Raw genomic sequence first — 25,923 nt, 5'->3', positions numbered from 1 at the left:
GCCCGCCTGACATCCGGATGAACATGGATCGTCTATCGAGGGATCACGGCAGAAAGATGCTGCTTCCCGAAGAGGCATGCACCATTTGCCGCCAACCCCACCTTTACGGCCGCTCGATGCGGATCACCTGCGGCTCGCCGACGCAATAGCCTTCGCCCTTGATGGCCGAGACGGCCTTGCGCACGGCATCTTCCATGGTCTCGTGCGTGACGAGAATGATCGTCTTCGGACCGTCCGGATCGTCCTGATTGGGACGCTGGACGATGGATTCGAGGGAGATTTTGTTTTCCGCCATGCGGGTCGCAATGCTGGCGAAGACGCCGGCGCGGTCTTCCACCGTCAGGCGGATGAAATAGCCGCCCTCATGCGAGCGCATGCCGGCCCGCTTGTAAGGTGCCAGCGATTTCGCCGGACGGCCGAGCGCCGGTGCGACCTGCACGCCGGGGCGCGCCTTGGCGATATCGGCGATGTCGCCCATGACGGCAGAGGCGGTTGCATTGCCGCCGGCGCCAGGGCCGACCATCAGCAGTTCGCCGAGCACATCGCTCTCGATCGCCACCGCATTGGTGACGCTGTCGACCTGCGCGATCACGCTGTCATGCGGCACCATGGTCGGATGCACGCGCTGCTCGATGCCGCTTTCAGTCTTCTGGGCGACGCCGAGCAGCTTGATCTTGTAGCCGAGATCGGCCGCAGCCCGGATATCCTCGATCGAGATATTGCTGATCCCTTCGAGATAGATGTCGTCGGCCGCAATCTCGGTGCCGAAGGCCAGGCTCGTCAGGATCGAGAGCTTGTGCGCCGTGTCATTGCCCTCGATGTCGAAGGTCGGATCGGCCTCGGCATAACCGAGACGCTGTGCGTCCTTGAGGCAATCGGCGAAGGAAAGACCTTCTTTCTCCATCCGCGTCAGGATGTAATTGCAGGTGCCGTTCATGATCCCGTAAACGCGGGAGACGGTATTGCCCGTCAGCGACTCGCGCAGCGCCTTGATGACCGGAATGCCACCGGCAACGGCCGCTTCGAAATTGAGGATCGAGCCCTTTTCTTCCGCCAGCGCCGCCAGCTTCACGCCATGGGCGGCAAGCAGTGCCTTGTTGGCCGTCACCACATGGAGACCACGGCTCAGGGCAGCTTCGACAGCCGCAAGCGCCGGATCGCCCGAACCACCCATCAGCTCGACGAAGACGTCGATATCGGCAGTCTTGGCCATCTCGACCGGATTGTCGAACCACTGCGCGTTCGAAAGATCGACGCCACGGTCGCGCGTCTTGTCGCGGGCCGTGACGGCTGTCACCCTGATTGCGCGTCCGCAGGCAATCGCCAGCATATTGTCGCGCTCGGCAAGAATCTTCGCGAGCGAAGCGCCCACGGTTCCCAAACCTGCAATGCCGATCTTCAGGGCATCAGTCATGCGTCATTCCCGATTTTGGTTGAGGAGCCCGCGACCCGTGGCCGCGGGCAGGATATGAAGTCTCAGCGGCGCGCCTCGAGCGAGATCACGTTATGCAGCGTGTCGTCCGCCGTGCCGAAGAACTTCTTGATATTACGCGCGGCCTGGCGCAGGCGATGCTCGTTCTCGACCAGCGCGATGCGGACATAGTCGTCGCCATGCTCGCCGAAGCCGATGCCCGGTGCGACGGCCACTTCGGCCTTCTCGATCAGGAGCTTGGAGAATTCCAGCGAACCGAGATGACGGAACTTTTCCGGCACCGGCACCCAGGCAAACATCGAGGCTGCCGGTGGCGGCACATCCCAGCCGGCGCGGCCGAAGCTCTCTACCATGACGTCGCGGCGACGCTTGTAGGTCTGGCGCACTTCCTCGATATGCTGCTCGATATCCGGATCGTTGAGCGCGGCGGCCGCAGCCACCTGGATCGGCGTGAAGGCGCCGTAATCGAGATAGGATTTCACGCGCGTCAGCGCCGAAATCAGCCGCTCGTTGCCGACGGCAAAACCCATGCGCCAGCCGGCCATGGAGAAGGTCTTCGACATCGAGGTGAACTCGACGGCGATATCCATGGCACCCGGCACCTGCAGGATCGAGGGCGTCGGCTTGCCGTCGAAATAGATTTCCGAATAGGCGAGATCCGAAAGCACGAAGATGTCATGCTTCTTCGCGAATGCCACGACATCCTTGTAGAAGTCGAGCTCGACCACCGTCGCCGTCGGGTTCGACGGGTAGCAGAGGATCATGGCGATCGGCTTCGGGATCGAATGGGCAACGGCGCGTTCGAGCGCGCGGAAGAATTCAGCGTCCGGCTCGACCGGGATCGAACGAATCACGCCGCCGACCATCAGGAAGCCGAAGGCATGGATCGGATAGGACGGGTTGGGGCAAAGCACGACGTCGCCGGGCGCGGTGATCGCCTGCGCCATGTTGGCAAAGCCTTCCTTGGAGCCGAGCGTCGCGACAACCTGCGTGTCGGGGTTCAGCTTCACGCCGAAACGGCGGGCATAGTAGGCGGCCTGCGCGCGGCGAAGGCCGGGAATGCCCTTGGACGAGGAATAGCCGTGCGTGTCGGGCCGCTGAACGGTCTCGACCAGCTTGTCGACGATGAATTTGTTGGTCGGAAGGTCGGGATTGCCCATGCCAAGGTCGATGATATCCGCACCACCGGCTCGCGCGCTCGCCTTCAAACGGTTGACCTGTTCGAAAACGTAAGGTGGCAGGCGTCTGACCTTGTGAAACTCTTCCATCATCGGCTCCAAGGACGGCTGCCCCGAGACAGGCTCACCGTCGCAGTTGGCAAGGTTCGTCTTATGTCATGTGAAGCGCGGTCCGGCGCGAACCTCTCTCAAGCCGGATCGGCGAAGGCTTATCGCCCAAATTCCACGAAACGCAAGGACAAATTGTCAGTTGGATGCCGGTGCGTCAGCCTTGGCGGCGGCTTGCGTCGCCGTGTTCAGCTTGCGCATTTCCTCGACCTTGCGGTTGTAGTCGGCCTCGGAGACCTTGCCGGCCTTGCGCTGGTCGGCCAGTGCCTGCAGCTTTGTGCCGATCGAGGCCGCTTCCGCGTCGCTCATCTGCGTCGTCGCCACTTCGCGTTTTTCGCCGACATAGGGGTAGACGCCGGAATTGTTCATGCCCGCTGGCGTCGGCGTGTTGTTGGCGACATCCGTCGACATGCAGCCGGCAAGCAGCATCGAACATGACAGCACGGCCGCCGCACACGGAAAACGGCGTTTCAGTAGAAAAAACAAATGTGCCGCCTCTCGAATCTGCAATCTCACGTATAGAACTTCCCAGTCTTTTACGGCACAATGGCGCAAATCAAAACGACAAAATTCCGGGAGGACGAGATTTGGCGGAGGAGATGCGGGGGGAGAATGCCCAGAAGCCACCATTCGGCGGGATCGATCCTTCTGTGTTCGAGCCCTATATCCTGAAGGATCCGGAAGCGATGACCGTCAATCTGGCCCGTGCGGTCCAGAATGCCGGCAAGGCTGCCTCGCTCTGGCTTGAGCCGCGCGAGAAGGGCGAAATCGTCGATCACGTCATCGAACCCGTCGGCGACATGGTGCGAACCCTTTCCAAGGTCATCGAGTTCTGGATGACGGACCCTTCGCGAACGCTCGAGGCGCAGACGCGCCTGATGGGCGCGATGATGTCGGTCTGGATGCATTCCATGCAGAAGCTCAACGGCGACAAGGCGCAGGAACCCGCCGCCAAGGCCGACAAGCGTTTCGCCGACAAGGACTGGGAAAAGAACCCCTTCTTCGACTTCCTCCGTCAGGTCTTCCTCGTCGCCTCCGATTGGGCCACGCGCCTCGTTGACGAGACCGAAGGCCTGGACGCGCATACCCGCCACAAGGCCGAATTCTACATGCGCCAGATCATCTCGGCGCTGTCGCCTTCCAATTTTGCGCTGACCAATCCGCAAGTCTATCGCGAGACGATTGCCAGCAATGGCGAAAACCTCGTCAAGGGCATGAAGATGCTGGCGGAAGACATTGCCGCCGGCCATGGCGACCTGCGCATCCGCCAGACCGACATGTCGAAATTCGCCGTCGGCGTGAACATGGCCGTCACACCCGGCAAGGTCGTTGCCGAAAACGATGTCTGCCAGATCATCCAGTACGATCCGACGACGGAAGAGGTGCTGAAGCGCCCTCTCCTCATCTGCCCGCCCTGGATCAACAAGTTCTACGTCCTCGACCTCAATCCGGAAAAGTCGTTCATCAAGTGGTGCATCGACCAGGGCCACACCGTTTTCGTCATCTCCTGGGTCAATCCCGACGAGCGGCACGCCAGGAAGAACTGGGAAGCCTATGCCCGCGAGGGCATCGACTTCGCGCTGGAGGTCATCGAAAAGGCAACGGGCGAACGCAAGGTCAACGCCATCGGCTATTGCGTCGGCGGCACGCTGCTCGCGGCAACGCTGGCGCTTCACGCCAAGGAAGGCAACGACCGCATCCGCTCGGCCACCTTCTTCACGACGCAGGTCGACTTCACCTATGCCGGCGACCTGCAGGTCTTTGTCGACGAAGACCAGATGAAGACCATCGAGGATACCATGAAGGAACATGGCTATCTCGACGGCTCGAAGATGGCGCTGGCCTTCAACATGCTGCGCGCGTCCGAACTCATATGGCCCTATGTGGTCAACAACTACCTGCGCGGCGTCGAACCCACGGCCTTCGACCTGCTGTACTGGAATGCCGACTCCACCCGCATGCCCGCCGCCAACCACGCCTTCTACCTGCGCAACTGCTATCTGGAGAACAATCTCTCGCAGGGCCGCATGAAGATGGGCGGCCACACGCTCGACATGCATGACGTGAAGATCCCGGTCTATAACCTTGCCGCCCGCGAGGACCATATCGCCCCGGCCAAGTCGGTCTTTGTCGGCAGCCAGGTCTTTGGCGGCGATGTCACCTATGTCATGTCCGGCTCCGGCCACATCGCCGGTGTCGTCAACCCGCCCTACAAGACCAAGTATCAGTACTGGACCGGCCCCGCGCCCGAGGGCGATTTCGACACCTGGGTGAAACAGGCGGTCGAAACGCCGGGCTCCTGGTGGCCGCACTGGCATACCTGGATCGAGAACCAGCACAACAAGCGGGTTCCGGCCCGCAAGCCCGGCGGCGAGCATATCAACCCGATCGAGGATGCGCCGGGCTCCTATGTCCGCGTCCGGGTCTGACCTTGCTGTTTGACCCGCCGCTGGTCGAAGGCCGGCTGATTTCGCGCTACAAGCGCTTCCTCTTCGACGCCGAACTGGAAGACGGCTCGATCATCACCGGCAATTGCCCGAACACCGGCTCCATGCTGGGACTGACGACACCCGGCAGCCGCATCTTCATGTCGCTCCACGACAAGCCGGGCCGCAAATATGCGCACCAGTTCGAGATGATCGAGGCCGATGGTACGCTGGTCGGCGTCAACACCGGCATGCCGAACAGGATTGCCGAGGAGGCGATCCTTTCGGGTCTCATCCCCTCGCTTGCGCCCTATCCCATCCTCGCCCGCGAAAAGCGCTATGGCGTCAATTCCCGCATCGACATCCTGCTCACCGGCGAAGGCCTGCCTGCCGCCTACGTCGAGGTGAAGAACGTCCATTTCTGCCGCACGCCCGGCCTTGCCGAATTTCCCGACACGAAAACCGAGCGCGGCGCAAAGCATCTCGTGGAGCTTGGCGACATGGTGGAGGCCGGCCATCGCGCCGTGATGCTCTATGTCATCCAGCGCGGCGACTGTTCCGCATTTCGCATCTGCGCCGATCTCGATCCGGCCTATGCCAGAGCCTTCGAACTCGCCAGAACCCGCGGTGTCGAAGCCTACGCGCTTGATTGCGCCGTTTCGCAATCCCAAATTACGGCGAAAAGCTTGATCCCGGTTGTGTAAGCCGGCATAGAGTAGAAAAGCACATCCGGAAATTACCGAATCGACATGGTCAACTACATCGACGCCACCACTGCACCGCCCAAGAACACAGGCGCGATCCGGCTTTACGGACCGGACGCCTTCGAGGGCATGCGCCGTGCCTGCCAGCTGACGGCGCGCTGCCTCGATGCGCTCGCCTCGATGGTGCAGCCCGGCGTGACGACCAATGCGATCGATCGCTTCGTCTTCGAATTCGGCATGGACAATGGCGCATTGCCGGCGACGCTGAACTATCGCGGCTATACCAAGTCGGTCTGCACCTCGATCAACCACGTCGTCTGCCACGGCATTCCCGACGACAAGCCGCTGCGTGACGGCGACATCGTCAATATCGACGTGACCTATATTCTCGATGGCTGGCATGGCGACGCGAGCCGCATGTATCCGGTTGGCGAGGTCAAGCGCGCCGGCATCCGTCTTCTCGAAGTCACCTATGAGAGCCTGATGCGCGGCATCGCGGCCGTACGGCCCGGCGCCCGCACCGGCGCCATCGGCGAAGCCATCCAGACCTTTGCGGAGGCCGAACGCTGCTCGGTCGTGCGCGACTTCTGCGGTCACGGCGTCGGCCGGCTCTTCCACGACACGCCGAACATTTTGCATTACGGCCGCGCCCATGAAGGTCCGGAAATCCGTGAGGGCATGATCTTCACAATCGAGCCGATGATCAATCTCGGCCGCCCCCATGTGAAGGTTCTGGCCGACGGCTGGACGGCCGTCACCCGCGACCGGTCGCTGACCGCGCAATACGAGCATACCGTCGGCGTCACCGCGACGGGCTGCGAGATCTTCACGCTTTCGCCCGCCGGGCTCGACAGGCCGGGGCTCACCTGATGATGGCAACCGGCGGCAAGGATCGTCTGGACGAACCGGCAGCTGCCGAGGACCCGGACGATTTTTCCGCCAGTGTCGAAGGGGACGAACGCGGCTTCTTTGCCGAACCGCGCCAGCGCCCCAAAGCCGCCACCCGCGCCACGCCGCAGGGCGAGGAAACGTCCTCACCCGAACACCATTACCACGGCCACCGCGAGCGCCTGCGCACCCGCTTCCGCGACCACGGCGATACGGCGCTTGCCGATTACGAAATCCTCGAACTCCTGCTCTTCCGCCTCATCCCCCGCCGGGACACCAAGCCGATCGCCAAGGCGCTGCTCGACCGCTTCGGCACATTGGCCGGCGTCTTCGGCGCGGAAGCTGCGCGCCTGACGGAGGTCAAGGGCGTCGGCGAGGCAGTCGCGACCGACATCAAGCTGATCGCATCAACCGCCCACCGCATGCTGAAAAGCGAGCTCAAGGGCAAGAAGGTGCTGGCCTCCTGGTCATCCGTGGTCGAATATTGCCACGCCGCCATGGCCTACGAGACGCGCGAACAGTTCCGCATCCTTTTCCTCGACAAGCGCAACGCGCTGATCGCCGACGAAGTCCAGCAGAAGGGAACGGTCGACCACACGCCGGTCTATCCGCGCGAAGTGGTCAAGCGCGCGCTCGACCTGTCGGCGACGGCCATCATTCTCGTCCACAATCACCCGTCCGGCGACCCGACACCCTCGCGCGCCGACGTGGAGATGACGAAGACCATCATCGAGACCGCAAAGCCTCTGGGCATCACCGTCCACGATCACATCATCATCGGCAAGGAAGGCCATGTCAGCCTCAAGGGTCTGAGGCTGATCTGAGACGGCCCCGGACAAGACGGGAACCGGCCCTCCGTCAGCAATTTCGCGAAACCGGAATGCCGGGCCCGGTCACAGCACGAGCGACGGCGCCGAGCAGGATCCGCCCGTCACGCTGACATCGGCCTCGCCGATCTTGTAGCCATAGATGAACATGTAGGTGGCGAGAACGCGATCGGCCGGCAGTGTCATGGTAGTCAGCGCCGAGAGCGGTGCTGACCACGGCATTGCGATACATGAGCTGCTGCCGGCGCCAAGCACGTTCACATCCAGATCCAGGTGCTTGATGATGCTCGTCAGGTAGGAGGTGATGGGCGTGGTGACGCTGGCGTTCTTGACCTTGCTCGCATCGATCTCCGTGCGGTTGAAGTCCATCAGCGTGCCGGATATATTGTTGACATCCACCTGCGCCGATCCCTTCACGGTCACGCCCGGTGCCGCGACCAGGGTCGCCGGCGTCACGCGCGGCTTGTTGCCGAAGTTGATGAACGCGGTCTCGTCGACATCGCCCACTATCAGTTCGGCCAGCCCCGGGAAGGTCTCGACCTTGACGCCGGTCACCTTGCCCGCCTTGCACTGGATGTCGCTGAGCCGCGCCTCGCTGTTGGCGGCCTCGATATAGATCGGCACCCGCAGCGTTACCCCCGCCATGGACGGCAGGAGACCTTGGGTGAATGTCACGAGAGTTCGCATCTGGGCGGTGCGCACCAGCGAGCCCGGCGTGTTGATCCCGACCGATTGGGCGCCGACCGGCGGCTCGCCGATCATGAGCCTGAAATTGACATTTCCCAGTCCGGGTACATTGTAATCGAAGGTCAGCTCGACCTGATACCGGCCGTTGGAGACGGCACCGGCCGCACGAATGAGACCCAGCGCATCCGCGGTCGATGTCCCGCCATAGCCGGTGCCGACCATCTGCTTGCCGATGGACGCCAGATTGAGGATCTGCGACAGCTTGAAGGTGCGATTGCTGCGGGACACAGAGATTTCAAGCAGGCGTAACGATGCCTGCGCGGAGGCGCTGAGATTGCCGCCGACACGCATTGCCCGGAAGAACTGCGCGAGCGTCACGTCTGCATCGAGAAGATCGTTATAGGTCACCGCCGACATGTTGATATTCGTCGCCAGCGCCTTGACCGTGGAAAGCACGTCGACATTGGCGCTGAGAAGCGCATTGTAGTCCCCGACCTTGAGGGACACGGTGGTGCCGAACAGCGCACCGAACACGGCGTTGGCGAGCCCGCCGTCAAGACTGCCGAGACGGCTGCCGATCCAGTAGGAAGCGAGCTTCTTCGACGCCGCCGTTGCCGAAACGTTGATATCGGGTTCGGGCATGACGGCGGAGGCGAAATAGAGACGGCCGCGGCACTGCTGCTTCACACGCACGGCATCCGGAACCGACGCGCCGGGCTGGAACCGCTCGGAGACGGGCAAGGCCGGGTCAGCCTCGAAATGGCCGGTCTCGACCGTTGCAATGCAATCGGGAGCTCCCGCCACATCCAACGACGTGACCGACGGTGCGGTCTTGCCACCCGGAAGGTAGACCGATCCGCCTTCCTGAACGGCATAGTTCAGCCCATTGTCCGCATAGTAGCGCTGCAGAAGCACCCTCGCCTGACCGGGATCGGCTGCCGCCGCAATGGCCGCCAGATCCACGGTGGCCTGCTCCGAGCGCCGTTGCTTCAGCAAGGCAGAGTAGTCGACACTGATGGCAAGACCGGCAATCAGGAGCGGCGCGGAGAGCGCGGCCGTCACGGCGATATTGCCGTCTCTGGACTTGAAGAATCGGGAAAGGCAAGTCGCCATGGTCAGGCGCCTCCGACGCGCATCACGGTTGTTCTTGAAATAGACTTGGTGGCCGGCAAGGCATAGGTGAACAGCGACCAGATCGGCAGATCCGCGGCGTCATAGGCAACCTGGATCGAATAGCGGTCGGTATCCTGTCCGCTGACGGTCACCTTGACCTTTTTCGGATCGATGAAGGCGCGATCCTTCATGCTCATCGCCACAGCGTGTTCGGCAAGCGACTGCCGCTCGGACGCAGAAAGCCCCGCCACAGCGGCCCGCGCCGCCTCTTCCGTCATCTGTTGCACGCTTGCGGAGGCCGAAAGATAGATCGCGTAACCGACCATCGACAAAAGGCCCGCGATGAAGATGGGCGCAAGAATGGCAAACTCGACGGCTGATGCTCCGTCGCGGCGCCGCAACATCGTAATCAAACTGGGCACACGAATACTCCTGAATTATGCACCCATAGTAAGCACGCTATATTTACGGCGAATTAGGCCCGTGTATAAAATTGCTAGCATTTGCCGAAATAACGCAGTTTCGGCAGAATATAATTCAAAGCTGCAGGATAACTCGACAATTGTGCAGTTTATCGTCCGAGTATCACGCCAAAATTAGCTTAAGCTAAATAAGAGTTTATCGAAGCAAGTGCGCCATTTCTGGACGCCGATTGCCCTGGAGTCTTGAGGAAGGCGCAGGGTGTGCCTGGATTGAAAAAGGCGGCCCAGGCCGCCTTTTCCGTTTCCTGCTTTCCGGCGCGGTTCGCGAACCGGATGATGCGCATGGCCGATCAGGCGGCGCTTTCGACGCCCTTGACGAACCAGTCGATGACGGCGAGGTCGGCGAGCTTCATGACTTCGCCTTCCTTGACCTTCAGCGTGCCGGCCTGGTCGTAGATCGGGCCCTTGAAGATGTCATACGAGCCGTTCTTGTAGCCGGTCTGAATGTCATCGGCCAGCTTCACGACATCAGCCGGAACTGCCTTGTTGTAGGGCGAGATCTTGACGGTGCCTTCCTTCATGCCATCCCAGGTATCGGCGGACTTCCAGGAGCCGTCGAGGATCGCCTTGACGCGTTCGACGTAATAGGGGCCCCAGATGTCTTCGATCGCCGTGAGGTGAGCGTCCGGTGCGAAACGCGACATGTCGGCGCCCTGACCGAAGCCGTAGAGCTTCTTCTGCTGCAGGATCTGCAGCGGGCCGGGGCTGTCGGTGTGGGTCGTGACGATGTCGCAGCCGAGGTTGACGAGCGTTTCGGTTGCGGCAGCTTCCTTCGGCGGGTCGAACCAGCTGTCGATGAGCACGAGCTTGACCTTGGCGTTGGGGTTCTGCTTCTGCGCGGCCAGCGCAAACGAGTTCACACCGAGAACGACTTCCGGAACCTTGTAGGAGCCGAGATAGCCGAGCGTGCCGGACTTCGACAGCTTGCCGGCGATCGTGCCGAGAACGGCGCGGCCTTCATGGAACTTGGAGTTATAGGTGGAGACGTTGTCGGCGCGCTTGTAGCCCGTGCAATGCTCGAACTTGACGTTCGGGAATTCCTTGGCAACCGCGATCGTCTGGTCCATGTAGCCATAGGACGTCGTGAAGATCAGCTTGCAGCCCTGCTGTGCGAGGTCGCGGATGACCGGGATCGCGGATGCATCTTCCTGGACGTTTTCGACATAGACGGTCTCGACCTTGTCGCCGAGTTCCTTCTCGACCTGCTCGCGGCCCTTGTTATGCGCCCAGGTCCAGCCGTAGTCGCCGACGGGGCCGAGGAAGATGAAGCCGATCTTGATCTTCTCAGCTGCAAAGGCCTTGTTGCCGAGCACGGGCAGCGTCGCGGCAGCGCCGGCTGCCTGTATGAATGTACGGCGGGTAATGATAGCCATGGTGAACTCCTATCGTCAGGGCGTTTCAGGTTGATGGAAGGAACGGCTTGCCAAGGCAGGCCGGGGCGTTGCCGCCCGAGCGGTCGCGCATCGAAATCACCGACAGCGCGATAATGGTCATGAGGTAGGGCATGGCGGCCCAGAACTGCGACGGCAGGAACGAGAAGCCGGCTGCCTTTGCATAAAGTTCGAGCGCCATGAGGATGCCGAAGAAATAGGCCCCGACGAGCAGGCGCCCTGCCCGCCAGCCGGCAAAGACGACCAGCGCCAGCGCGATCCAGCCGCGGCCCGCCGTCATCTTCTCGGCCCACATGGGCGTGATGACCATGGAGAAATAGGCCCCGCCAATGCCCGCCATCGCGCCGCCAAAGGCAATCGCCGCATAGCGCACACCCTTGACCGAATAGCCGATGGAATGGGCCGAGAGGTCGTTCTCGCCAACGGCGCGCAGGATCATGCCGGCGCGGGTCGATTTGAGGAACCAGGCCACGACCGGCACCATGGCAATGGCGAAATAGACGATCGGCGAATAGCCGAAGATGACCTTGAGATAGGGATCGCTCGCCAGCGACGCCGGGAAGATCGAGCCGAAGACCGGGACGATGAAGCCGGTGTAGGAAAGGCCCATCAGTGACGAAAGGCCGGTGCCGAAGATCGTCAGCGCCAGCCCCGTCGCCACCTGGTTGGAATTCAGCTCCAGAACCAGCACGGCAAACAGCATGGAGGACAAGGCGCCACCGGCGGCAGCACCGAGAATGCCGAGCCAGGGATTGAAGGTCGAGACCGTCGCGCCAAAGCCGCAGATCGCGCCCATCAGCATCATGCCCTCGACGCCGAGATTGAGCACGCCGGCCTTCTCGACGACGAGTTCGCCGAGTGCTGCGAGCAGGATCGGGGTGGTGAGGCCGACGATGGTGACGATGGCGGCGATGATGAATTCAGTGCTCATGGATCACTCTCCTGCCGCCGGAAGCGCGCTGACCTTCGGACTGCCGATGAAACGCACCCGGTAACGGATGAGAATGTCGCTCGCCAGAATGAAGAACAGCATCATGGCCTGGAAAATGCCGGCCGTGGAATTGGGAATATGGACAGTCGTCTGCGCCACCTGCCCGCCGACATAGGTGACGGCGAGAACGATGCCCGCAATCAGGCAGCCGATCGGGTTCAGACGTCCGAGGAAGGACACGATGATGGCCGTGAAGCCGTAGCCGGACGGGAAGCCGAGGTTGATCGCCTTCAGCGAACCCGCAAATTCCAGCGCGCCCGCAAGACCCGCCATGCCGCCACCGATGAGAAGCGACAGCCAGATCGTCTGCTTGGCATCAAACCCGCCATGGCGCGCCGCATCCGGCGCACTGCCGACGACGCGGATCTGGAAGCCGAAGACCGAGCGCGACATGATCAGCCAGAAGACGAAAGGCAGCACGATCGCAATCGCGACGCCGAGATGCACCGTCGTGCTCGGAAACAGGATCGGCAGAGTCTGGTCCGCATGAAGCGGCGCCGTTGCCGGGAAGTTGCGCCCGTTGGGGTCCTTCCACGGACCGCCGACGAGATAGCCAAGCACCTGCAGCGCCACATAGGTGAGCATCAGCGAAGTCAGGATTTCATTGACGTTGAGCCGTGTCTTGAGGAAGGCCGGGAACACCGCCCAGAACGTGCCGCCAAGAATGCCGGCAAGGATCATCAGCGTGATGATGATGCCGCCGCCTGCCCCGCCGGCCGCAATGCCGACGCCGGCAGCCGCAAGTGCGCCGATGATATACTGTCCCTCGGCACCGATATTCCATACCTGCGCGCGATTACCGATGGAAAGCCCGAGCGCGATGATGATCAGCGGAGCGGCCTTCACCGCCACGTCCTGCCACTTGTAGGAGGAGAGAAGCGGCGTCAGGAAGATGTCGATGACGGCCTTTTCACCCTTGATGCCGAGCGCGTCGAACACGATCACCCCGATCGCCATGGTGAGCAGAACCGAGGCAATCGGTGTCGCAAACGCCATCAGTGTCGAGGGTTCGGGGCGCTTTTCAAGCTTGATGCGCATGGGCCAGCTCCGGATGCAGGTTTGCGGTTGCGGCCGGGTCGCCATGGACACCGCCCATGAGCAGACCGATTTCCTCGATATCGGCGTCCGCCACCTTCATCGCGGGCGAAAGCCGCCCCTCGTTGATGACGGCGAGCGTGTCGCAGAGCGACAGAAGTTCGTCGAGGTCCTGGCTGATGACAACGATGGCAGAGCCCGCGGCTGCTAGATCGACCAGCGCCTGATGGATCGCCGCGGCAGCACCCGCGTCAACGCCCCAGGTCGGCTGCGAGACGACCAGAACCGCCGGGTTCTGCATGATCTCGCGGCCCATGATATATTTCTGCAGGTTGCCGCCAGAGAGCGAGCCCGCCGTCGAGCCGGGGCCGAGTGCCTTGACGGCGAAGGTCGAGATCACCTCGCCCGCATAGGTCCGCGCCGCCTTCTGGTCGATCAGCCCGACCTTGACCATGCCGAGCCGGTCGCGCGCCGTCAGCACCGAATTGTCGGCCAGCGTGAATTCCGGCACGGCCGCATGACCATTGCGTTCTTCGGGAACGGAGGAAACGCCGGCCAGCCGCCGCTGCTTCGCCGTCAGCTTTCCAAGCTGTGCGCCGTCCACCGTGATGGCGCCCGGATCATCGGTCAGCGTCTCGCCGGACAGCGCCAGCAGAAGCGCGTTCTGCCCGTTGCCCGCAACACCGGCGATGCCGAAGATCTCGCCCTCGCGGACGGTGAATGTAATGTCCTTCAGCGACACGCCGAAATGCGACCGCGCCGGCATGTTCAGCCGGTTGACGATCAGCTTCTCGCGACCGATCGCCCGGCCTTCGGCCTTCTCGATGGTCTTGAGATTGCCGCCGATCATCTTCTCGGCCATGGAACGCGAGGTTTCGACGGACGGATTGCAGGTATCGACCAGCTTGCCGCCGCGCAGGATCGTCGCCGTGTGGCAGAGCGCCTTGATCTCATGCAACTTGTGGGAAATGTAGAGGATCGAACAGCCTTCGCTGGCAAGCTTGCGCAGAACGATGAAGAGCTGCTCCACCTCCTGCGGCGTCAGAACAGACGTCGGCTCGTCCATGATGAGGAGCTTGGGGTTGAGCAACAGCGCGCGCACGATCTCGATGCGCTGGCGCTCGCCGACCGACAGTGTCGAAACGATGCGATGCGGCTCGAGCTTGAGGCCATATTGCGACATGACCTCCTTGATGCGCGCCTCGAGTTCGCGGGCCGGGATCTTCGCGTCCATGCCGAGCGCGATATTCTCCAGCACTGTCATCGCCTCGAAGAGCGAGAAATGCTGGAACACCATGCCGATGCCGAGCTTGCGCGCCGCCTTCGGGTTGGGAACGACAATGCGCTCGCCGTTCCAGCGGATTTCGCCGCCGTCCGGCTGCATGATGCCATAGATCATCTTGACGAGCGTCGACTTGCCGGCGCCGTTTTCACCCAGCAGCGCGTGGATCTCGCCGGGCAGCACGGAAAAGCTCACCTGGTCGTTGGCCAGCACGCCCGGAAAGCGCTTGGTGATGCTCTTCAGCTCCAGCCGCGCGATCGTATCAGTTCCCATCGGAAGTCCCCCTGGCGGTCGCGGCAAACAGGACGCCGCTTCGCCCGCCGGCATTCAGACCGTAGGGCAAGATCGACGATGCGTGAAGATGGTTTGCGCCGGCCCCCAAGCCTGCAATGAACCGACCGGAAAAGAAAAATTTCACAAAATCGACCACCGCGTCAACGCGGCGGCGGATCTCGGTCCGAAATTCGGACGCACTCCCACCCCAAGACTGCTGCAACGTCACCAAGGTCCCCTGCTTTAATTTTGTGCATTAGTTGGTCTGGCTTTCGCACCGCACACAAGCACATTGTTTCGCTCGTTGCGTTGCAAAAATTGCAACACTGAGATTAAGCGCTTTTCGGCACGATTGGCAAGCTGTCCATTTGGACCTTGATCAGATCGACAACCGCAGAGGTTGCGGAGCTCAGGCCCTGGCTGGAGCGGGTGATCAGCGACAATTCCTCGGCCGCCAACAGCCGTCCGGCCAGCGGAATGAACTCGAGACCGGCATCCCTTTGCACGTCGATCAGATTGCCCGCATTGAGGAACGCGATATGCCGATTGTCGGCAATCAGCCGCTTCATCAAACCTGTGGAATTCGTGACCAGGCTCGGCACGCTCTGCACGCCGGACGCCCCGAGCGCACTGTCGATCAGCCGCCGCGCAGCAATGGAAAAGTCGGGCAGGATGAAGGGGTAGTTGATGCACTCCGACAGGGGCACGCTTGAGCGGCCGGCGAGCGGATGCTCCTTCGATACGATCACCCCGGACGGGGTCTCCACGGCCTTGAGTTTATGGATGTTATGCCGATCCGGCACATTGAAGCAAACGGCAAGATCAAGCTCGCTGGCAAGGATTTTCTCGGTGATCAGCGCCGTGCCGCCGACAAAGATGTCGAGCGTGAACTGCCGGAACCGCGCCTGGATCTCATCGAAGAGCGTGCGGGCGAAATCGCCGGCCAGACATTCCATCAGACCCACGGAAACATGGCCCCGCCGAAGCCCCTGCAATTGCTGGAGCCGCACCTTGGAGCGCTCCTGGTCTGCCTTCCATTTGCGGATGTCGGCAATCAGCACCTCGCCCGCCGCCGTCAGCCGCACGCCGCGCGGCAGCCGCTCGAACAGTTTCAGCCCGTAATCCTCCTCAAGGTTGAGGATGCGCCGGTTGAGCGCGGATGGCGAGACATTCAGATGCTCGGCCGCCTTGCGGATCGAACCGAGCCGTGCAACCTCGTCGAAGAGCAGTGCGGCAGGCGAAATGAGGGACATGCGCTTTCCATTGTGCGAACAATTCGAACGGAACCGGCTCTACAATGACTTGAATTTCGCGCCGATCAAGGCAAGTCTTCCGCAGCGCATGAATTAGCGAAGACCGACGAAGCGATGTTGCAACGTTTCGTCCGGCCTCTCGCCAGACATAAAGGGGACAGGACATGGCCATGGTATGCGAGGAACTGGATCACGAGGCGCTGTTGAGGATTGCGATCGCCGAATCGCAGAAGGCGCGCGACGCCGGCAACCATCCCTTCGCCTCGATCCTCGTCGGCCCCGACGGCACGGTGCTGATGACGCAGCACAATGCCTACATGCCCGATCATGACATGACCGGCCATGCCGAACGCGTGCTGATGACCCGCGCCTCGACGACGCTGCCGCATGACCTCCTCAAGGAATGCACGATCTACACATCCGCCGAACCCTGCGCCATGTGCGCCGGCGCCATCTACTGGACGGGGCTGAAGCGCTGCGTCTACGGCATGACGGAAAAGCAGCTGAAGGAGATCACCGGCAACCACCCGGAAAATCCGACGCTCGATCTGCCCTGCGAAGTCGTCTTCGCCGCCGGCCAGCGCAAGGTGGAGGTCATCGGCCCGATCCTCGTGGAAGAGTCCGCCAGGGTGCACGAAGGCTTCTGGGGCTGATCACGCCGCTTCCGTCACTTCGCGGTGACGGAAGCGGCGCCCATGTTTTCCTGGTAGGCTTTGGCGGCCGCCCGCATCTCCTGCACGGTCGCTGCAATCCGCGCAGCCTCGTTGGCATGGGAACTGCCCTGCCCGAAAAGCGAATTGATCACGCTTTCAAAAGCCTGGCGCGTATCGGGATGCGAGTCGAGAAAAGCTTTCTGCGATGCGTTGCGACCCTGAATGATCTCCTGCATCACGCCCATCTGCCGGGCAGCGAAACGATCCGCTGCCTCGCTCTCAATTTCGCGCGTTGCCACCGGCTGCGCGCCAGAAACAGGTCCGATTGCCATGATGAATGTAGAACCCTATATATTTCAGCATCTTATCTGAGTGCACCGTAAAATCCACGCATGAAAATCCGGTCAATCAGACCGACAGAATTTGACTCGATTTGTCTGGATCCGCCACGCATGTTGAAGCTTGATCACATCACGGTCATCGCCCCAACCCTTGAGGACGGCGTGCGCCATGTTGCCGACTGCCTGGGGCTGCTGGTGCCGTTTGGAACGCGGCACGACTACATGGGAACCCACAATCATCGTCTTCAGCTTGGCAACGCAACCTATCTGGAAATCGTTGCCCTCGATCGGCAAGGCACGCAGCCCGGCCGGGCGCGCTGGTTCGGCCTTGATGACCAGGACACGGTCAGGAAAGACTGGAGTGAAGGCCGCAGGCTGCGTGGCTGGGTCGCAAACACGACCTCGCTCGACAAGGTACTGGCGGAGCATCAGGACATTTTCGGTCAAAAGGCTTGCCTCCCGACCGGAGAGCCGGATTTCGCCTTTGCCATCCCTGAGGACGGCTCATTGCCTCTCGGCGGCGCAGCGCCGTCACTCATCGATCATTGGGGCGACACGAGCTTCATCGACACCATCCCGGATATGGGAGCGCGGCTTCGTACAATGACACTGGAACATCCAGATCCAGACCGTATCCGCCGGCTATACGCCGATCTCAAGGTCACAAACGCACCGTTGGTCACATACGGACCCGAGTTGCGCTACAGCGCCGTCATAGACACACCAAACGGGACAAGACATCTGACCTGACAGGCACACAAGAATTGCCGGCGGAGTTGCGTACGCCATAAAACGTTGATATCAATCCAAATGAGGATTGGAGGGAAACGTCATGCAGGAATCGTCCTATCGTTGGGTTGTCGTCGCCGCCGGCGGCTTCATGGGATGTGTGGCCATGGGGGCGCTGTTCTCCCTGCCCGTCCTGCTGACGCCCATGGTCACCGAGACCGGCTGGAGCCGCACCGGCATTTCCGCCGCAATGACCATCGGCTTTCTCTCCATGGCGGCCACGGCGATGATCTGGGGCGCCCTCTCCGACCGTTTCGGCGCCCGGCCTGTCGTCGCCTCGGGCGCTGCCCTCTTTGCGGCGAGCCTCTGGGCTGCCGCGCAGGCGCCGTCGCTCATTGTCTTCCAGCTTGCATTCGGTCTTCTCGCCGGCGGCGCGGTCTCCGCCTTCTTCGCCCCGATGATGGCGACCGTCACAGGCTGGTTCGAGACGCAGCGGGCGCTTGCCGTGTCGCTTGTTTCCGCCGGCATCGGCCTTGCACCGGTCACCATGTCGCCGCTGACGGCGCGGCTGATCGAAAGCTACGACTGGCGCATGGTGCTGACCATCATGGCCGGTCTCGTCGCGGTGCTGACGCTGCCCGCATCCCTGCTTCTGGCCCGCCCGCCCGCCGCACAGCTCGCCCCCATGTCACCCACGGGTGATCTCCCGCCGGATCCCGGCATGACGGTCCGGCAGGCGGTCGCCTCGCAGCAGTTCATCGTGCTGGTCGTCACCAACTTCTTCTGCTGCGCCACCCATTCCGGCCCGATCTTCCACACGGTGAGCTACGCGCAGATCTGCGGGATCTCGGCAATTGCCGCCGTCTCGATCTATTCGGTCGAAGGCATTGCCGGCATGGCCGGCCGCATCGGCTTCGGCGTGCTGGGCGACCGGCTGGGCGCCAAGCGCGTGCTCGTCGGTGGTCTGCTGGCACAGGCTTTCGGTGCGCTGGCTTACGCCTTTGTCAGCCAGCTCGCCGGCTTCTATGCGGTCGCCTTCCTTTTCGGCTTCATCTATGCCGGGATCATGCCGCTCTATGCAGTGCTGATCCGCGAGAACTTCCCGATGAAGATGATGGGAACGATCATCGGCGGAACCTCGATGGCCGGCAGTCTCGGCATGGCGACCGGGCCGGTGCTTGGAGGCTATATCTATGACGCCACCGGTGGCTATGCGACCATGTACATAACCTGCTGGATCCTCGGCCTCATGGCCTTCCTCGTCTCGATGACCTTCCGGCCGTTTCCGAAGGCTTATCTATCCAGCCCCACCGCCGCCTGACAGGCGTCCAAAAATCGAAAGGATCGTTCAAATTGTAACGATCCTTTTCAGCGCCTTTTTGCGCCTCGCCTTTAAAACCTCTCTCAGGAGACGGGCGAGAGCAGAAGAAGAAACGCCAGACATCGCCGTTCTCCCGGGAGAAACCAGCGATGCGCATTTCAGGCCCCATGCCGCCATACTTTCCGGAAGGCCGCAAGATCCAGGCGAATAACGGCGGCTTCAATCTGCAGGCCGCCACGGCCAACCTTGCCGCCGAACACCGCGACACCCCCTATTATCACGACGGCTACAGCCTTCTTTCGCAGATGCTGGAACTTGCCGGCAATCCGAAGGCGCCAGGCTCCGGCGTGCCCTTCCGTGTCGCCCACACAGCCTATCAGGAACATCTGAAGCTCGGACCGTCGACTGCACTCAAGTAACGCCGTCCGAAATGTGCTGGAAGCGAACAGAAAAACGACAGATGCATAAAATTCTAACTTTCAAATTGAGCATAAATTCCAGTTTGACCGGTAAAACCAAGGTCGAAAGTTAAACAGGAAGAAAAGCCAGACGCATCGACGGGTAGATGTGGTTGGGTTCAGCAGAACAAGACTAGCCCGGTAAAAAGAAGGCAACCCACTAGCTATCTCGACCCGAATGAAAACGGGTCCTGGCGTGGTCAAAAGAAAGGTCTGAAATGCGTATTTCCCAGAACACTGCAAGTGCTGCCGCCTACACTCCGGCTGCCGCTGCCGAACACAAGGGCCGCGAGCTGAGCAAGACCCAGCAGGCCGTCCAGGCCCAGCTCGCTCACAACAAGCAGCAGGCCAAGGTCGACGCAGACAAGCTTGCCAAGGTTTCCGGCAAGCCGGTTGCCAACGACGCCGCCACTGCAAAGGCGGGAGCCGCCGCAGCCAGCGCTTCTGGTGCTGCCGCAACGGCCGCAGCAACGAGTGCGACGACCTCCACCAAGGCAGCAGCCAACGCCAAGGGCGTCGACGCTGCCGAAACCACGCAGGCCGCGCAGAAGAAGCCGGCCAAGCCGCAGACCGTCTTTGAAAAGCAGCATGCCCACAATCAGGCCATGGCGAAGATCCACGCCTCCATGCTGGACAAGGTCGCGAACCCCGCAACTCCCAAGACCGACACCGCCCAGCCGTCGGCAGCCGCCGCCCAGGCAGCCACCGCAAAGTATATGGAAAACAGCGGACAGAGCACGGGCACGACCACGACCCACTTCCGCGCCTGAGTTTCGGCAGGGGGCATCCGAATGCAGAGCGGCGGCCGAAAGGCCGCCGCTTTTTCGTTGCCCTGAACGTTGTCTAACCCTTAGTCAGTCTTCGGCTCAGATCTTCGGCGCGTATTGCGCCCCGTCCACGGTTCCGGGCCGCCCTTCGAGGAAGAGGTCGCTCACCCGCGGCGCGGTCTTGGCAATGACCTTCCCGCCCTTGATGACGTAAAGCCGGTTGGCCTTGAGCCGCAGCGCTTCCGCCGCATCGCGCGCCTGCAGGATGACGAAATCCGCCTTGGCGCCCGTCCCGATCCCGTAGCCCTCGATCCCCATCGTCTTCGCCGAATTGACGGTGAGGCACTGGAAGATCTTCTTCTTGTCCTCGACGCCCGCCATCTGCGCGACATGGATCGCCATGTGGCCAACCTCCAGCATGTCGCCGGAGCCCATGTTGTACCAGGGGTCCATCACGCAATCGTGGCCGAAGGAGACGTTGAGGCCGGCCTCCAGCAGTTCCTTGACCCGCGTCATGCCCCGCCGCTTCGGATAGGTGTCGTGCCGGCCCTGCAGCATGATGTTGATCAGCGGGTTCGGAATGACATTGATCTGAGCCTCCGCCATCAGCGGAATGAGCTTCGAGACATAGTAATTGTCCATCGAATGCATCGAGGTCAGATGCGAACCGGCGACACGCCCCTGCAGGCCGAAACGCACCGTCTCCGCCGAGAGCCGCTCGATATGCCGCGAATTCGGATCGTCCGTCTCGTCGCAATGGATATCGACGGGAAGGCCGCGCTCGGCTGCAATCCGGCAAAGCGCTTCCAGCGACTGTCCGCCCTCTTCCATCGTCCGCTCGAAATGCGGGATGCCCCCGACAATGTCGAGACCCATGTCCAGCGCCCGTTCCAGCGACTTAACGCCATCGGCGCAGCGGTAATAGCCATCTTGCGGGAAGGCGACGAGCTGGAGGTCGATATAGGGCTTCACCCGTTCGCGCACCTCGATCATCGCTTCGGCTGTCACCAGCCGGGGATCGGACGTGTCGACATGGCTGCGGATATAGAGAAGCCCTTGCGTCGCCGCGAGGTCACAATAACGCAGCGCCCGCTCGACCAGCGCTTCCCTGGTCAGGAGCGGCCGAAGCTCGCCCCAGAGCTGGATGCCCTCCATCAGCGTGCCGGAGACATTCATGCGCGGCAGGCCGAGCGACAGGGTCGCATCCATGTGAAAATGCGGATCGACAAAGGGCGGCGAGACGAGCCGTCCGCCCGCATCGATCACCTCGCCCGCCTCCGCGCTGATCACGGCCTCAACGGCCGCGATCTTGCCGCCACTGACGGCGATATCGATGCCGGAGCGGCCATCGGGAAGGTTGGCATTCTTGATGATGAGATCGAACATGGGCGGGAGACTCTGACATGGGAGGAAGGATGGCGCGAGTGTTTGCGATGCACGCGCCGGCGTCAAGCCTTGCGAGCGTCCTGAGCAGAGTGCTTGCCCAAGCTCATCCCAGAGACTAAACCCCGCCCATGCTCATCCTCGACAACATCATCTCCGATCGCGGCTCGAAATATGCCGTTTCCGGCGGGCCGTGCCGCTCGGCGGCGGAAGCCAAAGCCTTTATCGACGAGCTGAAGAAGACGAAGAAATTTGCGAAAGCCACGCATAACAGCTGGGGCCTCATCTGCGCTGACGGCCCGCTCAAGAACGACGACGGCGAAAGCGGCGCCGGCGCCATCATCATCCGCATGCTCGAGCGCGAGACTTTAAGCGACCATATCGTGGTCGTCACCCGCTGGTATGGCGGCAAGCATCTCGGCGGCGACCGCTTTCGCCATGTCACCGATGCCGTGCGCCACTATCTCGATGCGCTGAAAGCCTGAAACAAGAAGGGCGGAACCGAAGTCCCGCCCTCATGGATAGTCTCAAGCCACCTTGGCGGCGCGCGCAGCCTTCTCGGCCGCCTTGCGCTTCACATCCGGCGGCGTCGCCTCGTCGGCGAGCGTGGAAAGCGCTTCGGCCAAGGTCATCGACGTCTGGTTCTGCGAACCGAGACGGCGGATGTTGACGGTGCGCTCTTCCGCCTCGCGCTTGCCGCAGACGATGATCGCCGGCACCTTGCCGACGGAATGCTCGCGGACCTTGTAGTTGATCTTCTCGTTGCGGAAGTCTGTCTCCACATGGAGACCGGCATCGCGCAGAAGTTCAGCCACCTCGCGACCGTAATCATCGGCCTCCGACGTGATCGTCGCGACAACCACCTGCACCGGCGCGAACCAGAGCGGCATGTGGCCGGCGAAGTTCTCGATCAGAATGCCGAGGAAGCGTTCCATCGACCCGCAGATGGCGCGGTGGATCATCACCGGCTGCTGCTTTTCCGAATTGTGGTCGATATAGAAGGCGCCGAAGCGTTCCGGCAGGTTGAAGTCGACCTGCGTCGTGCCGCATTGCCATTCACGGCCGATGGCGTCACGCAGCGTATATTCGAACTTCGGCCCGTAGAACGCGCCCTCGCCCGGCAGGATGCCGGTCTTGATGCGCCCTTCCGACTGTTCCTCGATGGTCTTCAGAACCTCCATCATGACGCTTTCGGCGCGATCCCACAGCGCATCCGAACCGACGCGCTTTTCCGGCCGTGTCGAGAGCTTCACGACGACTTCGTGGAAGCCGAAATCCTCATAGACCGAGAGGATGAGCCTGTTGATGCGCAGGCATTCCGCCGCCATCTGCTCGTCGGTGCAGAACACATGCGCGTCGTCCTGCGTGAAGCCGCGCACGCGCATCAGCCCGTGCAGCGCGCCCGACGCCTCATAGCGATGCACCAGACCGAATTCGGCGAGACGGATCGGCAATTCGCGATAGGACTTCAGGCCATGCTTGAAAATCTGCACATGGCCGGGGCAGTTCATCGGCTTCAGCGCGAAGACGCGGTTATCCGCCTCCTCGTCCTTCGGATGCGTGAAGGCGTAAGCCGATTTCACCGCGAACATGTTTTCCTGATACCAGCCCCAGTGACCGGAGGTCTCCCACAGCGAGGCATCGAGCACCTGCGGCGCATTGACCTCCTCATAGGTGCCGGCGAGCCGGCGGCGCATATAGGCCGTCAGCGCCTGGAACATGCGCCAGCCCTTGGAATGCCAGAACACGACGCCCGGACCTTCTTCCTGGAAATGGAAGAGATCCATTTCGCGGCCAAGCTTGCGGTGGTCGCGCTTTTCCGCCTCTTCCAGAATGTGGAGATAGCGGTCGAGATCTTCCTGCTCGGCCCAGGCCGTACCGTAGATGCGCGTCAGCATCGGATTGTTGCTGTCGCCGCGCCAATAGGCGCCGGCCACTTTCATCAGCTTGAAGGCCGTGCCGATCTGGCCGGTGGAAGCCATATGCGGCCCGCGGCACAGGTCGAACCAGTCGCCCTGATAATAGATCTTGAGGTCCTGACCTTCCGGGATTGCATCGACCAGCTCGACCTTGTAGCCCTCGCCCTTGGAGGCGAACACCTCCTTGGCCTTGTCGCGCGACCAGATTTCCTTGGTGAAAGGCTGGTTGCGGGCGATGATCTCCTTCATCTTCTTCTCGATCTTCGGCAGATCGTCGATGGTGAAGGGCTCGTTCTTGGCAAAGTCGTAATAGAACCCGTTCTCGATCACCGGCCCGATGGTGACCTGCGTGCCGGGCCAAAGCTCCTGCACGGCCTCGGCCATGACGTGGGCCGCATCGTGGCGAATGAGCTCCAATGCGCGCGGATCGGTCCGCGTCACGATCTCAATCCTGCCGGGCTCGATCGCATCCGAAAGATCGCGCACCACGCCATCAATCGCAACCGCAATCGCCTTCTTGGCCAGCGACTTGGAAATCGATTCCGCCACATCCTTGCCAGTCGTGCCGGCAGCATAGGATCGAACGGAACCATCGGGGAAAGTCAGGGAAACAGACATCTAGGTCTCCTTTATCCAGTCCCGCCTACGAGCGCGGGTGGAGGTGGTTAGGGGCGACGCGGGGCGCGCAGATGGGCCGAGGGCGTCGCGGGACGCGGATGCGTATAAGGGGATTTGGGGGGATTGGGAAGGGGCTATGTCCGTGGAGCCAGTTAGCGATCGGGGAAAGGGTTGCCGAACGTATTAACCAGATTGTTCGATGACTTTGTCATGAAGCTCAGGTGGTCAGAACTCGCGCTTGAAACGCATGGAACTCGCAGGAGCCCCGGATCACTACCCACATAAAATTGCTCAAACGCCAATCCAGTTTTCACGCGGCGGGTGGGGGAGACATAACAAACCACCCCGTCCAAGAAAAAACGTATGAATGGATGGCCTTTGATCTTTGAAGGAGCCATTTTTATCAGCTCTCGCGCACCGTCGAAGACAATGAAATACGCAGGAAAATCCCCGACGGATAGAGGCTCCGTCCCTAATAGCATCTGCCTCAACTCTTCTAATCGTCTTGCGCGGACGGTGATATGCTCAAAGCCGGATAAGCTTGTTACCGCCGAACGCCAGAGAAGTGATATGGCAAACAAATGAAGTGACTGAGTGTCTACACGCGAAATTTCGTAGACATATCCGTCGATGAAATTATCTCTAAGTAGGTCTAATTTCAGAGGATCGCGGCGCTTAGAATAAGTAAAACCATTATCTACAAAGCAGCTGGCTGCTACATCGTCAAATTTCGCTATCATCGCTTCGCCGGAGCGCCCCAAGATGCCATAGTCATACCAACCAGTTTGCGAACGTTTTGGTCGCGTCTCTCCATCCCATTCTTTAAATGGGGACTTAGTGGCCCTTTTCATAAAAGACTTTGGGATAATGTGACTTTTGCTAAATGGCCCGACGTCGCCGGTTAACAAGCATCGTCCTATCGAAGAACCCATCGCACACCTTTTCTGAGGCTGTGAAATGAAACAGTAAGTTTGAGAATCACGCCACCTTCTCCACCGTCAACCTCACCCCCAGCGCCGAAAGCACCTTCGCCACGGTCTCATACCTTGGCTTAGCCCCTTCCTTCAGCGCCTTGTAAAGGCTTTCGCGGCCCAAGCCCGTTTCCCGTGCAATCTCGCTCATGCCCTTCACCTTGGCGACATGACCGAGCGCTGCGATGAAAACCTCCGGGTTCTCGTCTTCAATCGCGGCGGCCAGAAACTCCACAATCATCTCGTCGCTATCGAGGTAATCGGCGACATCGAATGTCGTGAACGTGTTCATGGGCGACTTAGCGACCTCCTCAAGCAACCAGAAGCAGTCTATATCGCATCCGATGCAAGTCAATCGAGCCGCCTTGTCCTTGGGCGCTTGCTTGGCAAGGCGATACATCCTCTCCTCCGTCATCCCGGACTTGATCCGGGATCCAGCCAGCCCGCGTCTGCGGGCTGAGAGGACTCTTCACATATGGCAGCGCGAGTACTGAGTCACCCGCGCGATGGACATCGCGCGCTGGATGCCGGATCAAGTCCGGCATGACGGAGTGTGTGGTGAGCGCCGCGCCCGTCCTCTCCCCTTGTGGGACCATTGCATAACTCGCACTTGTTGGGATTTTGAGGATTGAAGACGCAGCTTTTCGAGCCCGGTTGTTGATTTTCCGGGCTTTTGGGTTGTTCTTTGTCGGC

General features: G+C 61.3%; 25 protein-coding genes. 10 read left to right on the top strand and 15 right to left on the bottom strand.

Annotated features, from left to right (window positions below):
- Nucleotides 1–103: 103 nt before the first annotated feature.
- The 3 genes from LQK84_RS00125 to LQK84_RS00115 all read right to left on the bottom strand — a co-directional run bounded on the left by LQK84_RS00125 (nt 104) and on the right by LQK84_RS00115 (nt 3,162).
- Nucleotides 104–1,414 carry a homoserine dehydrogenase gene (locus tag LQK84_RS00125; RefSeq protein WP_230826588.1) on the bottom strand — a complete coding sequence of 437 codons (1,311 nt, stop codon included), beginning with the start codon at nt 1,412–1,414 and terminating at the stop codon, nt 104–106.
- Nucleotides 1,415–1,476: 62 nt separating this feature from the next.
- A complete protein-coding gene (locus LQK84_RS00120; protein WP_230826587.1) occupies nt 1,477–2,700 on the bottom strand; it encodes an LL-diaminopimelate aminotransferase in 1,224 nt (407 codons plus the stop codon).
- 156 nt (nt 2,701–2,856) lie between these two features.
- A complete protein-coding gene (locus tag LQK84_RS00115) occupies nt 2,857–3,162 on the bottom strand; it encodes a hypothetical protein (protein WP_230826586.1) in 306 nt (101 codons plus the stop codon).
- Nucleotides 3,163–3,317: 155 nt separating this feature from the next.
- Between LQK84_RS00115 and LQK84_RS00110 the strand changes: the two genes are divergently transcribed.
- From LQK84_RS00110 to radC, 4 genes are read left to right on the top strand one after another with little or no spacing between them, the layout of a single operon-like run.
- Nucleotides 3,318–5,147 (top strand): PHA/PHB synthase family protein, encoded by a 1,830-nt coding sequence (locus LQK84_RS00110; protein WP_230827251.1) that lies wholly within the window; start codon nt 3,318–3,320, stop codon nt 5,145–5,147.
- 2 nt (nt 5,148–5,149) lie between these two features.
- Entirely contained in the window at nt 5,150–5,848 is a 699-nt protein-coding gene (gene sfsA, locus LQK84_RS00105; protein ID WP_230826585.1) for a DNA/RNA nuclease SfsA, read from the top strand.
- Between the two features lie 45 nt (nt 5,849–5,893).
- Complete coding sequence (gene map / locus LQK84_RS00100) at nt 5,894–6,718, top strand: type I methionyl aminopeptidase (RefSeq protein ID WP_230826584.1); 825 nt, start codon at nt 5,894–5,896, stop codon at nt 6,716–6,718.
- Nucleotides 6,718–7,560, top strand: coding sequence for a RadC family protein (radC, locus tag LQK84_RS00095; RefSeq protein WP_230826583.1), 843 nt, complete (start codon nt 6,718–6,720; stop codon nt 7,558–7,560). The genes map and radC overlap by 1 nt, the downstream gene beginning before the upstream one ends.
- Before the next feature lie 69 nt (nt 7,561–7,629).
- Here the strand turns inward: radC and LQK84_RS00090 are convergent, their stop codons facing one another.
- From LQK84_RS00090 to LQK84_RS00060, 7 genes are all read right to left on the bottom strand, one after another.
- Nucleotides 7,630–9,363 carry a TadG family pilus assembly protein gene (locus LQK84_RS00090; protein WP_230826582.1) on the bottom strand — a complete coding sequence of 578 codons (1,734 nt, stop codon included), beginning with the start codon at nt 9,361–9,363 and terminating at the stop codon, nt 7,630–7,632.
- Nucleotides 9,364–9,365: 2 nt separating this feature from the next.
- Nucleotides 9,366–9,785, bottom strand: coding sequence for a TadE/TadG family type IV pilus assembly protein (locus tag LQK84_RS00085; protein ID WP_230826581.1), 420 nt, complete (start codon nt 9,783–9,785; stop codon nt 9,366–9,368).
- 350 nt (nt 9,786–10,135) lie between these two features.
- Complete coding sequence (locus tag LQK84_RS00080) at nt 10,136–11,218, bottom strand: BMP family ABC transporter substrate-binding protein (RefSeq protein ID WP_230826580.1); 1,083 nt, start codon at nt 11,216–11,218, stop codon at nt 10,136–10,138.
- A gap of 25 nt (nt 11,219–11,243) precedes the next feature.
- Nucleotides 11,244–12,167: an ABC transporter permease gene (locus LQK84_RS00075; protein WP_230826579.1), complete on the bottom strand. Its 924-nt coding sequence runs from the start codon at nt 12,165–12,167 to the stop codon at nt 11,244–11,246.
- Nucleotides 12,168–12,170: 3 nt separating this feature from the next.
- Nucleotides 12,171–13,265, bottom strand: a complete 1,095-nt coding sequence (locus LQK84_RS00070; RefSeq protein WP_230826578.1) for an ABC transporter permease — start codon at nt 13,263–13,265, stop codon at nt 12,171–12,173.
- Entirely contained in the window at nt 13,249–14,817 is a 1,569-nt protein-coding gene (locus tag LQK84_RS00065; RefSeq protein WP_230826577.1) for an ABC transporter ATP-binding protein, read from the bottom strand. Before LQK84_RS00065 ends, LQK84_RS00070 begins: the two co-directional genes overlap by 17 nt.
- Before the next feature lie 332 nt (nt 14,818–15,149).
- Entirely contained in the window at nt 15,150–16,070 is a 921-nt protein-coding gene (locus LQK84_RS00060) for a LysR family transcriptional regulator (RefSeq protein ID WP_230826576.1), read from the bottom strand.
- 164 nt (nt 16,071–16,234) lie between these two features.
- Here LQK84_RS00060 and LQK84_RS00055 point away from each other — a divergent pair, with 164 nt between their 5' ends.
- Entirely contained in the window at nt 16,235–16,723 is a 489-nt protein-coding gene (locus LQK84_RS00055; protein ID WP_230826575.1) for a nucleoside deaminase, read from the top strand.
- Nucleotides 16,724–16,737: 14 nt separating this feature from the next.
- Here the strand turns inward: LQK84_RS00055 and LQK84_RS00050 are convergent, their stop codons facing one another.
- Nucleotides 16,738–17,055, bottom strand: coding sequence for a hypothetical protein (locus tag LQK84_RS00050; RefSeq protein ID WP_230826574.1), 318 nt, complete (start codon nt 17,053–17,055; stop codon nt 16,738–16,740).
- 120 nt (nt 17,056–17,175) lie between these two features.
- Between LQK84_RS00050 and LQK84_RS00045 the strand changes: the two genes are divergently transcribed.
- From LQK84_RS00045 to LQK84_RS00030, 4 genes are all read left to right on the top strand, one after another.
- Nucleotides 17,176–17,814 carry a VOC family protein gene (locus tag LQK84_RS00045; protein ID WP_230826573.1) on the top strand — a complete coding sequence of 213 codons (639 nt, stop codon included), beginning with the start codon at nt 17,176–17,178 and terminating at the stop codon, nt 17,812–17,814.
- 82 nt (nt 17,815–17,896) lie between these two features.
- On the top strand, nt 17,897–19,114 hold the full coding sequence (locus tag LQK84_RS00040; protein WP_230826572.1) for an MFS transporter: 1,218 nt from the start codon (nt 17,897–17,899) through the stop codon (nt 19,112–19,114).
- 149 nt (nt 19,115–19,263) lie between these two features.
- Nucleotides 19,264–19,533, top strand: a complete 270-nt coding sequence (locus LQK84_RS00035) for a hypothetical protein (protein WP_230826571.1) — start codon at nt 19,264–19,266, stop codon at nt 19,531–19,533.
- 257 nt (nt 19,534–19,790) lie between these two features.
- Nucleotides 19,791–20,342 (top strand): hypothetical protein, encoded by a 552-nt coding sequence (locus LQK84_RS00030; RefSeq protein WP_230826570.1) that lies wholly within the window; start codon nt 19,791–19,793, stop codon nt 20,340–20,342.
- Between the two features lie 96 nt (nt 20,343–20,438).
- Here the strand turns inward: LQK84_RS00030 and LQK84_RS00025 are convergent, their stop codons facing one another.
- A complete protein-coding gene (locus tag LQK84_RS00025; RefSeq protein WP_230826569.1) occupies nt 20,439–21,725 on the bottom strand; it encodes an amidohydrolase family protein in 1,287 nt (428 codons plus the stop codon).
- A 128-nt stretch (nt 21,726–21,853) separates the two neighbouring features.
- Here LQK84_RS00025 and LQK84_RS00020 point away from each other — a divergent pair, with 128 nt between their 5' ends.
- Nucleotides 21,854–22,207 carry a YigZ family protein gene (locus LQK84_RS00020; RefSeq protein WP_230826568.1) on the top strand — a complete coding sequence of 118 codons (354 nt, stop codon included), beginning with the start codon at nt 21,854–21,856 and terminating at the stop codon, nt 22,205–22,207.
- Between the two features lie 42 nt (nt 22,208–22,249).
- Here LQK84_RS00020 and thrS read toward each other — a convergent pair whose 3' ends face one another.
- From thrS to LQK84_RS00005, 3 genes are all read right to left on the bottom strand, one after another.
- Nucleotides 22,250–24,259, bottom strand: coding sequence for a threonine--tRNA ligase (thrS, locus tag LQK84_RS00015; protein WP_230826567.1), 2,010 nt, complete (start codon nt 24,257–24,259; stop codon nt 22,250–22,252).
- Nucleotides 24,260–24,411: 152 nt separating this feature from the next.
- On the bottom strand, nt 24,412–25,167 hold the full coding sequence (locus LQK84_RS00010) for a hypothetical protein (RefSeq protein WP_230826566.1): 756 nt from the start codon (nt 25,165–25,167) through the stop codon (nt 24,412–24,414).
- A 70-nt stretch (nt 25,168–25,237) separates the two neighbouring features.
- Nucleotides 25,238–25,522, bottom strand: coding sequence for an addiction module antidote protein (locus LQK84_RS00005; protein WP_230826565.1), 285 nt, complete (start codon nt 25,520–25,522; stop codon nt 25,238–25,240).
- Nucleotides 25,523–25,923: the final 401 nt, after the last annotated feature.

It is taken from the genome of Rhizobium sp. C4 (genome assembly GCF_021026315.1).
Lineage (GTDB): Bacteria > Pseudomonadota > Alphaproteobacteria > Rhizobiales > Rhizobiaceae > Ensifer_A.
The sequence above is the reverse complement of the archived record's forward strand: the minus strand, read 5'-3'. Positions and strand labels throughout refer to the sequence as shown.

Bases quoted from the DNA above. Each gene is read 5' to 3' on its own strand.
- LQK84_RS00125 (WP_230826588.1), bottom strand. From the start codon at position 1,414: ATGACTGATGCCCTGAAGATCGGCATTGCAGGTTTGGGAACCGTGGGC.
- LQK84_RS00120 (WP_230826587.1), bottom strand. From the start codon at position 2,700: ATGGAAGAGTTTCACAAGGTCAGACGCCTGCCACCTTACGTTTTCGAA.
- LQK84_RS00110 (WP_230827251.1), top strand. From the start codon at position 3,318: ATGCGGGGGGAGAATGCCCAGAAGCCACCATTCGGCGGGATCGATCCT.
- map (WP_230826584.1), top strand. From the start codon at position 5,894: ATGGTCAACTACATCGACGCCACCACTGCACCGCCCAAGAACACAGGC.
- radC (WP_230826583.1), top strand. From the start codon at position 6,718: ATGATGGCAACCGGCGGCAAGGATCGTCTGGACGAACCGGCAGCTGCC.
- LQK84_RS00090 (WP_230826582.1), bottom strand. From the start codon at position 9,363: ATGGCGACTTGCCTTTCCCGATTCTTCAAGTCCAGAGACGGCAATATC.
- LQK84_RS00080 (WP_230826580.1), bottom strand. From the start codon at position 11,218: ATGGCTATCATTACCCGCCGTACATTCATACAGGCAGCCGGCGCTGCC.
- LQK84_RS00075 (WP_230826579.1), bottom strand. From the start codon at position 12,167: ATGAGCACTGAATTCATCATCGCCGCCATCGTCACCATCGTCGGCCTC.
- LQK84_RS00070 (WP_230826578.1), bottom strand. From the start codon at position 13,265: ATGCGCATCAAGCTTGAAAAGCGCCCCGAACCCTCGACACTGATGGCG.
- LQK84_RS00065 (WP_230826577.1), bottom strand. From the start codon at position 14,817: ATGGGAACTGATACGATCGCGCGGCTGGAGCTGAAGAGCATCACCAAG.
- LQK84_RS00060 (WP_230826576.1), bottom strand. From the start codon at position 16,070: ATGTCCCTCATTTCGCCTGCCGCACTGCTCTTCGACGAGGTTGCACGG.
- LQK84_RS00055 (WP_230826575.1), top strand. From the start codon at position 16,235: ATGGCCATGGTATGCGAGGAACTGGATCACGAGGCGCTGTTGAGGATT.
- LQK84_RS00050 (WP_230826574.1), bottom strand. From the start codon at position 17,055: ATGGCAATCGGACCTGTTTCTGGCGCGCAGCCGGTGGCAACGCGCGAA.
- LQK84_RS00045 (WP_230826573.1), top strand. From the start codon at position 17,176: ATGTTGAAGCTTGATCACATCACGGTCATCGCCCCAACCCTTGAGGAC.
- LQK84_RS00040 (WP_230826572.1), top strand. From the start codon at position 17,897: ATGCAGGAATCGTCCTATCGTTGGGTTGTCGTCGCCGCCGGCGGCTTC.
- LQK84_RS00035 (WP_230826571.1), top strand. From the start codon at position 19,264: ATGCGCATTTCAGGCCCCATGCCGCCATACTTTCCGGAAGGCCGCAAG.
- LQK84_RS00030 (WP_230826570.1), top strand. From the start codon at position 19,791: ATGCGTATTTCCCAGAACACTGCAAGTGCTGCCGCCTACACTCCGGCT.
- LQK84_RS00025 (WP_230826569.1), bottom strand. From the start codon at position 21,725: ATGTTCGATCTCATCATCAAGAATGCCAACCTTCCCGATGGCCGCTCC.
- LQK84_RS00020 (WP_230826568.1), top strand. From the start codon at position 21,854: ATGCTCATCCTCGACAACATCATCTCCGATCGCGGCTCGAAATATGCC.
- thrS (WP_230826567.1), bottom strand. From the start codon at position 24,259: ATGTCTGTTTCCCTGACTTTCCCCGATGGTTCCGTTCGATCCTATGCT.
- LQK84_RS00005 (WP_230826565.1), bottom strand. From the start codon at position 25,522: ATGAACACGTTCACGACATTCGATGTCGCCGATTACCTCGATAGCGAC.